Source organism: Winogradskyella pacifica (genome assembly GCF_003386275.1).
GTDB classification, from domain to species: Bacteria; Bacteroidota; Bacteroidia; order Flavobacteriales; family Flavobacteriaceae; genus Winogradskyella; species Winogradskyella pacifica.
This window is the reverse complement of sequence record NZ_QREI01000002.1, coordinates 112,392-125,064: the sequence shown is the minus strand read 5'-3', so window position 1 is coordinate 125,064 and position 12,673 is coordinate 112,392. Positions and strand designations below refer to the sequence as shown.

Below are 12,673 nucleotides of genomic sequence, written 5' to 3'. Positions count from 1 at the left end.
TATCCCTGTTTTAGAGCGAAATGAGTATGCTTTTGGATGAATTCAGCAAAGCGAGACCATTTTATATAACTAATTTTGACTAGCTAAATTTATTTAGGTACTTTACTATCTTTAAACTTTAGTTCAAAATTTAAGAATTATGAAACGATCCCTCTACTCATTACTACTACTTTGCTCCTACATATCTTTTGCCCAACTTAGTGTACAAAATGATGCTTATATCTTTGTAAAAAATCAATACGTTTATGTTACTGATGATGTAAATATTGATGACGTAGATTCTAAAATCTATCTAAGAGACGAAGCGCAGCTACTTCAAGGGGATGGGACGACAGGTAATTCTGGTAGTGGGCAATTAAGTGTTTATCAAACAGGGACCGTAAACCAATGGAGTTATAATTATTGGTGTTCACCTGTTGGAAATAATTCTGGCGCTTTTGGAAATGAAGATGCACGTGTTAATTTAATTGATGATGCTACAGGATTAATATCTAGTACCGAGGCATTATTTACGTCTAGCTATGATGGCTCTTCTAGCCCATTAACTATAGCCCAACGTTGGTTATGGACGTATCAAACGTCTGATCAATATCTCGATTGGGTTTTTGTAGGTGCTACAGGAAATATTAAACCAGGACTTGGTTTTACTATGAAAGGTAATGGAACCGGTTTAACCGGAAGTCAAGTATATGATTTTAGAGGCAAACCAAACAATGGTACTATTACGAACGATGTTGCTAATGGCTTAAATACTTTAGTTGGTAACCCGTATCCTAGTGCTATGGATTCTGCTGCGTTTATTCATGACCCAGCCAACCAAGCATCAATTAATGGCACTTTACAATATTGGGAACAAGATGGCAATGTGCCTTCGCATGTATTGCAAGATTATATTGGAGGGTATTCTTTATTTACCATAGATGAATTTGGTGGAATTATCACTAACACACCTGCTGTTTTCTTTACATACGATGAGCAAGACAACATAAATCCTTTACCTCCTCCTGGAGGCTCTGGAACAAAACAAGCTTTACGCTACATACCAATCGGTCAGGGATTTATAGTAGAAGGAATAGCTGGTACACCAGGATCTCCTGCCACAGTATATACAAGAAATTCACATCGTGCGTTTGCAAAAGAATCTGATGGTGAGAGTTATTTCTTTAGAAATAGTAATGATAATGGTACAGCTGAAAACACAGGAATTCAATATCAAACTAATGGGCTTTCTATTATACCGGAAGATTATAAGCGCTTTAGAATTAATGTCGATTTTAATGATGACGAATCGCAATACACAAGACAACTGATTCTCAATTTTCATGATTCTGCAACTGCCGGATTTGATTATGGATTAGAATTAATTCGTTCAGAAAGCTACGACTCAGACGCCTATTTTTCTCTAGATGAAAAGGTCTATTCGGGTCAAGCGTTTCCTTTTGAAGAGTCCCTTGTTATTCCAATTTCTATAGCTATTGAGCAACAACAGCCTTTGCGCTTTAGAATATTTGACATTCAGAATTTTGAGGATTCTCAAGGAATTTACATTCATGATAATGACACCAACACCTATATTAATTTAAGGCATTTAGATTACGAACTAAATATAGAACCAGGTAATTATACGGATCGTTTTACTATTGTATTTACCTCTCAAACTTTAAGTGTTGACGAATTTGATACCACCACACTAACTCTAAACCAAAACAATACGCTTCACCAACTTTCGGTACAAAACCCTAAAGGTTTAGACATTAAGAGCATTGAGGTTTATGATGTTACTGGTAAACGTATGATTCAAGTCCAGTTTGATGCCATCGAAGATGAATATAACGTATCGACGTTACGCTTAAGTGATGGTGTTTATGTCGTAAACGTATCTTCTGACACAAACCCTACAGCAAAATCGCAAAAGGTAATTGTTAAGAATTAACAAATTCCTTCAAAACAGAAATCACATAATCTAACTCGTCTTTGGTGTTATAAATACTGAACGAAAAGCGCACAGAAGGTTGTTTTAGTTTATCATTAGTTAAAATTTCAGTTAACACATGCGATTGTTGATTACTTCCGCTTTGGCAAGCACTTCCTTTTGAACAGGCAATACCTTTTAAATCGAGTTGAAACTGTAACATCGGAGCTTTTGCAGGTGCAATTGGCAAACAGACATTAACTAACGTGTACGTACTATTTTCAAAAGTTTCGCAACTACCATTAAAACTCGCGTTAGGTAAATGTGTCTTTATTTGTTGAATGAAATAGTCTTTTAAGTCCGAAACGTATTTTTTATCCTCATCAAGATTAGCATAGGCTATTTTTAAAGCTTCATCCATACCAACAATATTGTGTGTTGATTCTGTACCAGCCCTATAACCACGCTCTTGTTCACCACCAAAAATTAACGGTTTTAAACCCGATTCTTTTCGTATAAAACAAAACCCAACACCTTTTGGTCCATGAAATTTATGTGCACTTGCTGCCATAAAATCAATTTGGATTTCTTTTAAATCTATTTTGTAATGCCCAACAGACTGCACCATATCTGAATGAAACAAGGCGTTATGTGTTTTACAAAGTTGCGCTACTTTTGCTAAGTCTAAAATATTGCCAACCTCATTATTAATATGCATTAAACTTACGAGTGGCTTATTTGTAGATTGTAATAGCTGCTCTAAATGCAGATAATCTACGACACCACAATCGTCTAAATTTACATAGTGAATATCTATGTTGTATTCTTTTTGAAGTTGTTCGGCTGTATGCAAAACAGCATGATGCTCAATTTTGGTTGTAATAATATCTGTAACACCTAAATCTCTTACCGCACTTCGCATCGCCAAATTATCAGCTTCTGTGCCTCCAGATGTAAATACAATTTCTGAAGAAGACACATTAAAGTACGAAGCGATATTCTTTCTACATTGTTCTAAAAGCGCTTTTGATGAACGACCAAAACTGTGCGTGGATGAAGCATTGCCATAACTCTCGTTTAATACTTTTGTCATGCGTTCAACAACTTCTGGTCGTAAAGCGGTAGTGGCTGCATTATCTAAATATACTGAATTCATGTGCTTATAGGTATTGAAGTTTTATGGACACATGCGGTTGGGTATTCATCATTAGTTTAAATGATAAAATGTTAAACATGCCCATTTCGTCTTGCAAAAATATTGTAAATAAAATTATTTAGATAATGGAGCGTTATAATTTTACAAATCCGTTATTTTTGTTAAAAATTGAATCTATGATCCGTCGTTTTTTTATTCTATGTTGTTTTGCTTTTTTAACCACCTGCGATGATGGTGATATCTTAACTGTAGATTTAGAGTTTGATGAAATTTTGGCACAATGTGATAATTTTGAAGATTACCACCTTGTTTATGATACACGAGATGATCCGAATGAAGCGCTTATTTTAATTTTCCCTAAGAATACGATCAATGATGCGCTATTTTCATCAGCTACAACATTAGATGTACCGACACAATTAACAATTAACGCCAGTACCACACGTTTTATTTACAGAACGTATAATAGAGAATTAAGTGCTAGCGATCTTTGCGCTGTAGTTCCTCCTGCAAATTTAACGATACGAGAAGATTATGAAGCACTATCAGGTGATGTGTACATAACCTCTACTATATTAGATGATGATAATGATGGAGTTCCTAGTATTGATGAATACGGCCCAGGCGGTATAGACAACCCACAAGATACAGACGGAGATGGCATACCAGATTATCTCGATATCGATGATGATGGTGATAATGTATTAACAGAAAATGAACTTGACGAATTGGATGAAGACGGGGATGATAACCCTTTAACCAATCCTTTAGATACAGACGGAGATGGTATCCCAGATTATTTAGATGATGACGATGATGGGGATGGAGTGCTTACACGCTTAGAAGACGCCAATGGAGAAAATGGTCCTGGAGATGATCGTATAGCTGTTAATGGTGTTTTAGTACTGCTGTACCTGAATCCTTTGGAAGATACAACCTATGACTTTGAAGATTATAATGCTTTTGAGAACACATACACAAGAACAGTAACAACTGATTTCATTATAAAAGATACAGATTTAACGATATTTAGATCAACAGAAATTAATCTTGGTACATTAACCACGGTTATTGACGACTTTACCCCTGAAGATAATTAAGGTTCTATATTCTGAAGAATCCTAACCTCTGTAGCACCTAAACCATAGGTTTTATAATCGGCATCATAAAATTTCACGTTATTATAGCGGCCAAAAAGCGTTTCTAATTCTTGGCGTAATACGCCTTCTCCTACTCCATGTATAAAAACAATTTTAGGAATTCGTTTTCGCATGGCAAACTCTAACTGACCTCTAGCGGTATCTAATTGAAGATTGAGCATATCATAATTAGACATGCTTCGAGACGATTTTGTTAAATGGTGAATATGTAAATCTACTTCAAATTTAGGAGCGTGACGCTCTTTTGGTTTTACTGTAGGTTCTGACTTTCGTTTTTTAGATGCTTTCTCTTTTTTTACAGCTTCAAAATCTGTGTTGTAAACCGCATTTTCTAAACTATTACCAGAAGCCATTAACATAAGTTCTCTGGCTTCAAACTGAAAAACAAAGCCATCGGAGTCTTCAACAGAAATCGTATCTCCTGAAATTTTTGTGATGACTCCATAAATAGCGTCATCAATCGTTTCTACGGTATCTCCTATTTTAAACTTCATCTTCTTTTTCTGTTTTAATAAAAGATTCCTCAAGATTATCGTGCTTACTAGGAATATTTCGAGAAGTTCTATAAATACCAAATACTAATAAAACAACTCCACCCATTAAGATATAAGTGTTCTGTTCTTCCTGCGCTTGTGCATAAAAAGCGACTAAGCCACCAACCACAATACTGATAAAATTTATAAGTCTAGATATATTCATCATTCAAATATTTAAAGCAGGCACAAAAATAAGGTTTAGAAAAATAGTAATAGCAATAACAATAGTTTTTAGCAAATTGTTAATTTAGCAAAATGTTAATACTCGCAAAAGGACTCGATGATTATATGTTACCATGTTTATGGAAACAAACGTTTAATGTAGATTGTATGGGTTGCGGTATGCAACGCTCTATTTCATTAATTTTAAGTGGTGATTTGGTTGCTGCTTTTTATATGTATCCTGCAATTTATTCACTTATTTTAATGTTTTCTTTTCTATTATTGCACCTTAAATTTCAATTTAAAAATGGGCACAAAATAATTCTTGGGCTTTTTATCTTAAATATTAGTATTATTGTAGTAAGCTTTTTAATCAAACATTTTAACTAATTAAATCAACACAAATGGAAAAACAAATGTTACCAAATGCAACCCTAGCACTAATTATGGGTATTTTATCAATAGTAGGATGCTGCTGTTATGGATTACCCGGAATAATTTTTGGTATTGTTGCTATAATTATCGCGAGTAAATCTGAAAAATTATACAAACAAAACCCTGAAGAGTATTTAGGCTATGGAAATGTAAAAGCTGGAAAAATAATGGGAATTATAGGTGTAGTTCTTGGTCTTTTATTTGCAGCTTATATGGCTTGGTTCCTTGGTCAAGTAGGATGGGATGCTTTAAGCGATCCTGAAATGCTAATGGAAAGAATGGAAAATATGCAAAACCAATAGGTTTTATATACTGTTCTATATAACTAAAAAGCGATTTTCAATTAAGAAAATCGCTTTTTTTATACTTATTATCTAGTAAGTTCTAAACTTCAAATTCTTTTAAAGTCTTAGTAATAATAGACACACAATCTAATAATTGCTCTTTTGTCATTACTAAAGGTGGAGCAAAACGAATAATATTTCCATGTGTTGGTTTTGCTAACAAACCGTTATCTCTTAATTTTAAACAAATATTCCACGCGGTATCGCTGTCTTCGTCATCGTTTATTAAAATAGCGTTCAATAAACCTTTACCTCTTACTGAATTTACAATAGAACTTGTTTCTATAAATTTAGATAATTCACTTCTAAATAATTCACCCAATACTTGAGCATTATTTGCTAAATCTTCATTCTTTACAACCTCTAAAGCTGCAATAGCCACTGCTGCTGCAATTGGATTTCCTCCAAAAGTACTTCCGTGATTTCCTGGCTTTATAACATTCATAATGCTATCATCTGCTAAAACAGCAGATACAGGATAAGCACCACCTGATAACGCTTTTCCTAAGATTAAAATATCTGGTTTTACGTTTTCATGGTCTACAGCTAACATTTTACCTGTTCTTGCAATTCCTGTTTGTACTTCATCCGCAATGAATAAAACATTATGAGCTTCACATATGGCTTTTGCTTTTGATAAGTACCCTTCTGTAGGAACATAAACCCCTGCTTCACCTTGAATAGGTTCTACTAAAAACCCAGCAACATTAGGGTTGTTTTTCAAGGTCTGCTCTAAAGCCTCTAAATTATTATATTCAATCTTTATGAAACCATTCGTATAAGGTCCAAAGTTTTTACGCGCTACAGGATCGTTACTAAACGAAATAATAGTTGTCGTTCTTCCGTGGAAGTTGTTTTCACAGACAACGATTTCAGCTTCATTTTCATCGATTCCTTTGACTTCATAAGCCCATTTTCTACAAATTTTTAAAGCGGTTTCTACAGCTTCGGCACCTGTATTCATTGGTAAAAGCTTATCGAAATTAAATGTTTCGGAAGCATATTTTTCATACTTACCTAACATGTCATTATAAAAAGCTCTTGATGTTAAGGTTAGTGTTTGTGCTTGCTCAGTCATGGCAGCAACAATTTTAGGATGACAATGCCCTTGGTTTACGGCAGAGTAAGCAGACAAAAAATCGTAATATTTTTTACCTTCTACATCCCAAACATATACACCTTCTCCTCTACTTAATACTACAGGTAGAGGATGGTAATTGTGCGCACCATATTTGTTTTCTAAATCTATCGCTTCTTGCGATGTTAATTGGTCTAAAACAGCCATTTTAAAAATAATTTAATAAATGAATAAAATATCCATTCCTTCATCACCTTTATTCTTTCAAACGTATTGAAAAAGCAGCGTGGGAGAGAAATCATCCCTAAGAACGTGCAAATTAATAAATATTCTTTTCGATTTAAAACTTACTCCGTTATTTTTCCTGACAATGATGAAACTTGAAGCTCTAACCTTTTTATTTCGTGTAAAATCACTTTCTTATCTACTTATATCCAAAACAACAATTTCAATAGGTCTGTTTCAACCCTACTTAATAACCACACCTATTGCGTTTGGTAAGACTGTACAACATCTTTACATGCACGTATTAAATAGCACAATGCATAAAGTTTTTAAAGAATAAATCGTTTAAACTTAATCTAAATCATTACAGACCCAATTCAGTCTAACTATTTATAAAATAAGAATATCTTTGCACTCAAATTATTATAAGAAATGCCAAAAAGAGAACGGAATAAATTTGTAAGACGCGGGGAAATCATTGAGATTTTAATTGAAGACTATGCTTTTGGCGGCAAAGGTATTGGTCGTATTAGAAATGAACATGGAGAATTCGTTGTTTTTGTTCCTAATACGTTACCAGGTCAATTGGTCAAAGGACAGGTAAAAAAGACAAGTAAGAAGTATGCCGAATGTAAACTTTTTGAAGTCTTAAAACCATCGGAAGATGAAATAGACATGCCTTACCAAACTATTCCTGGCGCTCCATATATTAACTTACCAATAGAAAAGCAACACGAATACAAAAAGCAAAGTACTTTAGAGTTATTTAAGCGCATTGGTAAAGTTGCTGATATTGAAGATAAATTTGACGAATTTGTGACCTCTCCAAACACGTTTCATTATAGAAATAAAATGGAATATGGTTTTTCTGCTATTGGTTATAATCACGAATTAAAAACCGATGTCGATGAATTTACATTAGGATTCAAAAAACGTGGTACATGGTGGTGTGGTGACGATCTTAAAAAAGATTCTGGTTTATTTGATGCTGAATTTGAAAACCGACTAAAAGACATCAAAGCGTATTGCGTAGACACCGGATTAGCACCTTGGCATCCTCCAAAAAGAGAAGGCTTTTTTAGATATTTTGTCGTTAGAAAATCTTTTAAAACCAATCAATTACTTTTCAACTTAGTCACAACCTCTCATGATTTACCAGAGTTTGACTTAGATAAATTCGCGAATTATTTAGTCGAGTTATTTGGCGATCGTGTTGCTGGTTTACTACATACCATTAACGACGAAACCGGAGATAGAACAATTGCTACAACAGGAAGTATTTCTTTAGTATATGGAGACGATAAAATTGTTGAAGAATTATTAGGCTTAAATTTTGAAATTAGCATGAAAAGCTTTTTTCAAACCAATCCTAAATGCGCTGAGAAGTTATATTCTAAAGTGGTCGATTATGCTCTAGAAAATAAAGAAGCTATTGATAATACGGTTGTCTTAGATTTATTCTGCGGTACAGGAACTATTGGTCAAATTATAGCTAACAAATCCGAAAACACTAAAATTGTTGGAGTCGATATTGTGGCTGCTGCTATTGAAGATGCTAAGGAAAATGCCAAACGAAATAATATTGAAGGTTTAAAATTCTTTGCAGCTGATGTTGGTAAATTCTTATCAGAACATCCTGAATACACCAATAAAATTAGAACCATTATTCTAGATCCTGCAAGGGCTGGTATTGCGCCAAAAACTCTTAAAAAAATAATAAACCTAAATGCAGAACGTTTGGTTTATGTATCTTGTAATCCTGCAACACAAGCCAGAGATACAGAACAATTAATGGAGTCTGGTTACACCATTAAAAAATTAAGTTTAGTAGATCAGTTTCCGCATACCGCGCATATTGAAACGGTTGTGTTATTTGAGAAAAAGTAAATGAAAAACTTAAAATTTTTAGTCCTGTTTATAGCTATAGCACTTGTTAATTGCGAACGCGATGACATTTGCCCTGCGACTACACAGACCACACCTAGATTAATAGTAGAATTCTACGATGCTTCTGATACGGATGAATTATTAAATGTATCTAGAATTACAGTATATGGAGATGGTTTATTAGAATTAGATGGTGATGGCAATCCTATTGAGCCAACGGTATCTTCGGATGCCACGCTGCTCTTTAACGAAATTGCAAATTCAGTAGAATTACCGCTTATAGTTGGAGCAGAACAAGAGCTTATAACAACACGCTTTGTCTTAGAAAAAGATACCGATCTTAGGCTCGATGATGATCCTTTAACGAATTCAAATATAGACATTATAGAAATCTCTTATAATACAGAATTTATCTACGTGTCTAGAGCATGTGGATACTCTAGTAATTTTAAGTCTTTAGGAATTTCAAGAGTAACAGACGCTGACCAATGGATTACCAATATAGAAATTGAAGAAACCACACAAGCACTTATAGAAAATGAAAACACAACACATGTACGCATCTTTCACTAGAAGTGTAATCGTATTGCTGTTGTTTTCTGCAATGGCTTTTGCGCAAGAAAAGAAAAAAACAGTCAACGATACACTAGTATTTAAGCAAAAATACGGTCTTAGACTTGGTGCTGATATAAGCAAACTCGGAAGAACGTTTTTAGATGATGACTATTCTGGTTTTGAAATTATGGGTGATTACCGTTTAACCAAACGTATTTATATCGCTGGTGAAATTGGAAACGAAGAACGTATTCTCGAAAATGAAGTCTTAAGCAATACCACAAAAGGTAGTTATTTTAAAGCCGGATTAGATATGAATTTCTATCAAAACTGGCTAGATATGGAGAATATGGTTTATGTCGGATTCCGTATTGGAGCAAGCTCATTCAATCAAACGCGAAATAGCTATACCGTTTACGATATTAATAATCAATATTGGGGCGATCGCTTTACGGTTAATGAAGCGAAGGAATTTAATGGCTTAACGGCACTTTGGACAGAGTTACAATTTGGTTTAAAAGCAGAACTCTTTAATAATTTCTTTGCTGGATTCAACTTTCAACTGAAAGTCTTAATTACTGAAAAAGAAATCGATGATTACGAGAATCTTTATATTCCTGGCTACAACAGAACCTATGATAGTAGTCGAATTGGTGGTGGATTTGGATTTAACCTATCTTACTTAGTGCCCATTTTTAAGAAAGATAAAATCATAATTCAAGAGAAAGAGGTCGACGAATAGTTGTTGGTGATTGGTGATTGGTGATTGGTGATTGGTGATTGGTGATTGGTGATTGGTGATTGGTGATTGGTGATTGGTGATTGGTGATTGGTGATTGGTGATTGGTGATTGGTGATTGGTGATTGGTGAAAATTAAATTATACCAGATAAACTATTCAGTAAAAAGTCTTATCTTTTCTTTATTAAATAGTTTCAAATGCATAAAGATGATATTGCCGATTTAATTGACGCCAAGCATTCTGAGCTCATTACTTGGTTACAAAACCAAACTGACGAATCTTGGACACTAGGTCCTGAAGGCAAATGGACAACAGGGCAGCAAACCTTACATTTACTACAAAGCATCATTCCTTTAAACAATGCTTTAAGTATGCCAAAAGTCTTACTACGATTTAAATATGGTAAAGCGAATAGACCTGTTAGATCTTACGATGCTATTGCAAAACGCTATAACGAACGCTTAAAAGATGCTAAGGGCACAACGTTTAAAGGTTCTCGCAACATGAAAATCCCAAAGCTTGAAGACAAACAGTATATTTTAAATAGACTACAAACCGAAGCAAAAAAACTACAATATAAAACGAGACGCATTAGCGATGCAAATTTAGATACTGTGGTGTTACCACATCCATTAATGGGAAAAATGCCTGTTAGAGAAATTATAATGTGGACTGCCTATCACGTTGAGCAGCACTTACAGACGTTAAGGAACCACTCAGAATTAGTCATAAATGAAAATAACCTTACATTAAAACAATAATGTTAAGGTTATAATCAATACTATACAAGGCTTCGGCCTTATGTTACTTTAAATATTCTAATACATTCTTCTCAATACGATTCTGAATATCGGAAACATCACCTTTTACAAACGTATCTCCTGTTATATTTTCATACAACTCAATATAGCGTTCGCTCACAGATTGAATATAATCATCAGTCATTACCGGAACCGTTTGCCCTTCTAAACCTTGAAAGTCGTTAGCAATTAACCATTGTCTTACAAATTCTTTAGACAATTGTTTTTGTGATTCACCGCTATTTTGACGTTCTTCATAACCATCTGCATAAAAATAACGTGAAGAATCTGGTGTATGAATTTCGTCAATCAATACAATTTTTCCGTCTTTAGTTTTCCCGAATTCGTATTTTGTGTCTACTAAAATTAATCCACGAGCTGCAGCAATTTCTGTTCCGCGTTGAAATAATTTACGTGTATAATCTTCAAGAACGATATAATCGTCGTCTGAAACGATTCCCTTTTTAAGAATATCTTCTCGTGAGATATCCTCATCATGGTCTCCCATTTCAGCTTTGGTCGCTGGTGTGATGATTGGCTCAGGAAATTTATCATTTTCCTTCATGCCTTCAGGCATTGCAACACCGCATAGCATACGTTTTCCTGCTTTATATTCTCTAGCAGCATGGCCAGACATGTAACCACGGATTACCATTTCAACTTTAAAAGGCTCACACAAATGACCAACAGCCACATTAGGATCTGGAGTAGCAACCAACCAATTAGGCACTAAATCTTCAGTCTCCTTCATCATTTTAGTGGCAATCTGATTTAAGATTTGACCTTTATACGGAATCCCTTTTGGCATCACTACATCAAAAGCACTTAAACGATCTGTAGCAACCATCACCAATTGCTCATCATTAATATTATAGACTTCTCTTACTTTTCCTTTATAAATATTTTTCTGATTCGGAAAATTGAAATTGGTATCTACTATGGTGCTCATTTAATCATCATTTATTTGTGAACTACAAATGTAATTTCTTTACTTGGCCCAAACAATAAACTCAATAAAAAAAGGAGAAATAAACTTTCTCCTCTTTAATTTAACTTTTATATGTTTTCTTTTATTTAAACCTAATATTATAGGTTGCTCCAATTCCTACAGATTGAACATCTAAGTCGTTCTCTGCAAAAGTGTTTTGATAGTAAGCGTAAATATTCCAATCACGATTATGGTAACCTATTTGTGGATTAACATAAAGTCCTCCTTCGTTGTCATCTATTCCGGTTAAAAAACCATATCCTAAATCGGTTCCGAAGAACAAACCATCAGGCGTAAAATAATAACGAATGAATCCTGCTAGTGGAACGATTCCGAAATCATCAGTGTCATCTTTCCCAAAATAGTTGGTGTAACCAGAAGCTAAACCAACTCCTAAGTTCGGATTGAATAAATATTGCCCTCTCAAATCTAAACCTAAAGCAAAGGATGACGCATCATCTGCATCTCCAACTGGTATCCCTGCCGTTAAACCAGCTTTTAGCCAAGAGTTGTCTGCATTAAGGTCAATGTCTTCTTCTTGAGCAAATAATGGACTTAATCCTAATGATAATCCGATAATTAAAAGTACTTTTTTCATGTTGTTTAAGTTTTGATTATATCGACAAATTTAAACAGGTTTATGAATGAATATTTTACATGATTTCGCTTTAATTTTATATAATTCAAAGCAAAA

At 34.2% G+C, this 12,673-nt stretch carries 14 protein-coding genes and 1 pseudogene; 8 read left to right on the top strand and 7 right to left on the bottom strand.

Annotation, left to right across the window (positions count from 1 at the left end; all coding sequences use genetic code 11):
* The first annotated feature begins 139 nt into the window (after nucleotides 1-139).
* Nucleotides 140-1,933 carry a T9SS type A sorting domain-containing protein gene (locus DFQ09_RS04765; protein ID WP_115808523.1) on the top strand — a complete coding sequence of 598 codons (1,794 nt, stop codon included), beginning with the start codon at nucleotides 140-142 and terminating at the stop codon, nucleotides 1,931-1,933.
* Here the strand turns inward: DFQ09_RS04765 and DFQ09_RS04760 are convergent.
* On the bottom strand, nucleotides 1,923-3,068 hold the full coding sequence (locus tag DFQ09_RS04760; RefSeq protein ID WP_115808522.1) for a cysteine desulfurase family protein: 1,146 nt from the start codon (nucleotides 3,066-3,068) through the stop codon (nucleotides 1,923-1,925). The genes DFQ09_RS04765 and DFQ09_RS04760 overlap by 11 nt on opposite strands.
* 125 nt (nucleotides 3,069-3,193) lie before the next feature.
* Here DFQ09_RS04760 and DFQ09_RS04755 point away from each other — a divergent pair, with 125 nt between their 5' ends.
* Nucleotides 3,194-4,168 (top strand): hypothetical protein, encoded by a 975-nt coding sequence (locus tag DFQ09_RS04755; protein ID WP_115808521.1) that lies wholly within the window; start codon nucleotides 3,194-3,196, stop codon nucleotides 4,166-4,168.
* On the opposite strand, the gene DFQ09_RS04750 is transcribed toward DFQ09_RS04755, so the two are convergent.
* A complete protein-coding gene (locus DFQ09_RS04750) occupies nucleotides 4,165-4,722 on the bottom strand; it encodes a Smr/MutS family protein (RefSeq protein ID WP_115808520.1) in 558 nt (185 codons plus the stop codon). The two genes, DFQ09_RS04755 and DFQ09_RS04750, sit on opposite strands and share 4 nt — an antisense overlap.
* Nucleotides 4,712-4,930 (bottom strand): hypothetical protein, encoded by a 219-nt coding sequence (locus DFQ09_RS04745; protein ID WP_147298321.1) that lies wholly within the window; start codon nucleotides 4,928-4,930, stop codon nucleotides 4,712-4,714. The genes DFQ09_RS04750 and DFQ09_RS04745 overlap by 11 nt, the downstream gene beginning before the upstream one ends.
* An 89-nt stretch (nucleotides 4,931-5,019) precedes the next feature.
* Between DFQ09_RS04745 and DFQ09_RS04740 the strand changes: the two genes are divergently transcribed.
* Together DFQ09_RS04740 and DFQ09_RS04735 are read left to right on the top strand one after the other, a co-directional pair.
* Nucleotides 5,020-5,316, top strand: a complete 297-nt coding sequence (locus DFQ09_RS04740; protein WP_115808518.1) for a DUF2752 domain-containing protein — start codon at nucleotides 5,020-5,022, stop codon at nucleotides 5,314-5,316.
* Between the two features lie 14 nt (nucleotides 5,317-5,330).
* On the top strand, nucleotides 5,331-5,663 hold the full coding sequence (locus DFQ09_RS04735) for a CCC motif membrane protein (protein ID WP_115808517.1): 333 nt from the start codon (nucleotides 5,331-5,333) through the stop codon (nucleotides 5,661-5,663).
* An 82-nt stretch (nucleotides 5,664-5,745) separates the two neighbouring features.
* On the opposite strand, the gene rocD is transcribed toward DFQ09_RS04735, so the two are convergent.
* Both rocD and DFQ09_RS19180 read right to left on the bottom strand, forming a co-directional pair.
* A complete protein-coding gene (gene rocD, locus DFQ09_RS04730) occupies nucleotides 5,746-6,990 on the bottom strand; it encodes an ornithine--oxo-acid transaminase (protein WP_115808516.1) in 1,245 nt (414 codons plus the stop codon).
* 140 nt (nucleotides 6,991-7,130) lie between these two features.
* Nucleotides 7,131-7,202 (bottom strand): annotated as a pseudogene (locus tag DFQ09_RS19180) (DUF6768 family protein); the annotation flags it as partial.
* A gap of 238 nt (nucleotides 7,203-7,440) precedes the next feature.
* Between DFQ09_RS19180 and rlmD the strand changes: the two are divergent.
* From rlmD to DFQ09_RS04705, 4 genes are all read left to right on the top strand, one after another.
* Nucleotides 7,441-8,895 carry a 23S rRNA (uracil(1939)-C(5))-methyltransferase RlmD gene (rlmD, locus tag DFQ09_RS04720; RefSeq protein WP_115808514.1) on the top strand — a complete coding sequence of 485 codons (1,455 nt, stop codon included), beginning with the start codon at nucleotides 7,441-7,443 and terminating at the stop codon, nucleotides 8,893-8,895.
* Nucleotides 8,896-9,468: a DUF6452 family protein gene (locus DFQ09_RS04715; protein ID WP_115808513.1), complete on the top strand. Its 573-nt coding sequence runs from the start codon at nucleotides 8,896-8,898 to the stop codon at nucleotides 9,466-9,468.
* Nucleotides 9,434-10,192: a DUF6048 family protein gene (locus tag DFQ09_RS04710; protein WP_245940308.1), complete on the top strand. Its 759-nt coding sequence runs from the start codon at nucleotides 9,434-9,436 to the stop codon at nucleotides 10,190-10,192. Before DFQ09_RS04715 ends, DFQ09_RS04710 begins: the two co-directional genes overlap by 35 nt.
* 196 nt (nucleotides 10,193-10,388) lie before the next feature.
* The gene (locus DFQ09_RS04705; RefSeq protein ID WP_115808511.1) at nucleotides 10,389-10,952 is read left to right on the top strand and encodes a DinB family protein; all 564 of its coding nucleotides are present in this window, start codon (nucleotides 10,389-10,391) and stop codon (nucleotides 10,950-10,952) included.
* 43 nt (nucleotides 10,953-10,995) lie between these two features.
* On the opposite strand, the gene DFQ09_RS04700 is transcribed toward DFQ09_RS04705, so the two are convergent.
* Nucleotides 10,996-11,940 (bottom strand): phosphoribosylaminoimidazolesuccinocarboxamide synthase, encoded by a 945-nt coding sequence (locus DFQ09_RS04700; protein ID WP_115808510.1) that lies wholly within the window; start codon nucleotides 11,938-11,940, stop codon nucleotides 10,996-10,998.
* A gap of 121 nt (nucleotides 11,941-12,061) precedes the next feature.
* Nucleotides 12,062-12,577, bottom strand: coding sequence for a hypothetical protein (locus tag DFQ09_RS04695; protein WP_115808509.1), 516 nt, complete (start codon nucleotides 12,575-12,577; stop codon nucleotides 12,062-12,064).
* Nucleotides 12,578-12,673 lie beyond the last annotated feature (96 nt).

What these genes read in the sequence shown, in the direction of transcription:
- DFQ09_RS04765 (WP_115808523.1), top strand. Translation starts at nt 140, where the DNA reads ATGAAACGATCCCTCTACTCATTACTACTACTTTGCTCCTACATATCT.
- DFQ09_RS04760 (WP_115808522.1), bottom strand. Translation starts at nt 3,068, where the DNA reads ATGAATTCAGTATATTTAGATAATGCAGCCACTACCGCTTTACGACCA.
- DFQ09_RS04755 (WP_115808521.1), top strand. Translation starts at nt 3,194, where the DNA reads ATGGAGCGTTATAATTTTACAAATCCGTTATTTTTGTTAAAAATTGAA.
- DFQ09_RS04750 (WP_115808520.1), bottom strand. Translation starts at nt 4,722, where the DNA reads ATGAAGTTTAAAATAGGAGATACCGTAGAAACGATTGATGACGCTATT.
- DFQ09_RS04745 (WP_147298321.1), bottom strand. Translation starts at nt 4,930, where the DNA reads ATGATGAATATATCTAGACTTATAAATTTTATCAGTATTGTGGTTGGT.
- DFQ09_RS04740 (WP_115808518.1), top strand. Translation starts at nt 5,020, where the DNA reads ATGTTAATACTCGCAAAAGGACTCGATGATTATATGTTACCATGTTTA.
- DFQ09_RS04735 (WP_115808517.1), top strand. Translation starts at nt 5,331, where the DNA reads ATGGAAAAACAAATGTTACCAAATGCAACCCTAGCACTAATTATGGGT.
- rocD (WP_115808516.1), bottom strand. Translation starts at nt 6,990, where the DNA reads ATGGCTGTTTTAGACCAATTAACATCGCAAGAAGCGATAGATTTAGAA.
- rlmD (WP_115808514.1), top strand. Translation starts at nt 7,441, where the DNA reads ATGCCAAAAAGAGAACGGAATAAATTTGTAAGACGCGGGGAAATCATT.
- DFQ09_RS04715 (WP_115808513.1), top strand. Translation starts at nt 8,896, where the DNA reads ATGAAAAACTTAAAATTTTTAGTCCTGTTTATAGCTATAGCACTTGTT.
- DFQ09_RS04710 (WP_245940308.1), top strand. Translation starts at nt 9,434, where the DNA reads ATGAAAACACAACACATGTACGCATCTTTCACTAGAAGTGTAATCGTA.
- DFQ09_RS04705 (WP_115808511.1), top strand. Translation starts at nt 10,389, where the DNA reads ATGCATAAAGATGATATTGCCGATTTAATTGACGCCAAGCATTCTGAG.
- DFQ09_RS04700 (WP_115808510.1), bottom strand. Translation starts at nt 11,940, where the DNA reads ATGAGCACCATAGTAGATACCAATTTCAATTTTCCGAATCAGAAAAAT.
- DFQ09_RS04695 (WP_115808509.1), bottom strand. Translation starts at nt 12,577, where the DNA reads ATGAAAAAAGTACTTTTAATTATCGGATTATCATTAGGATTAAGTCCA.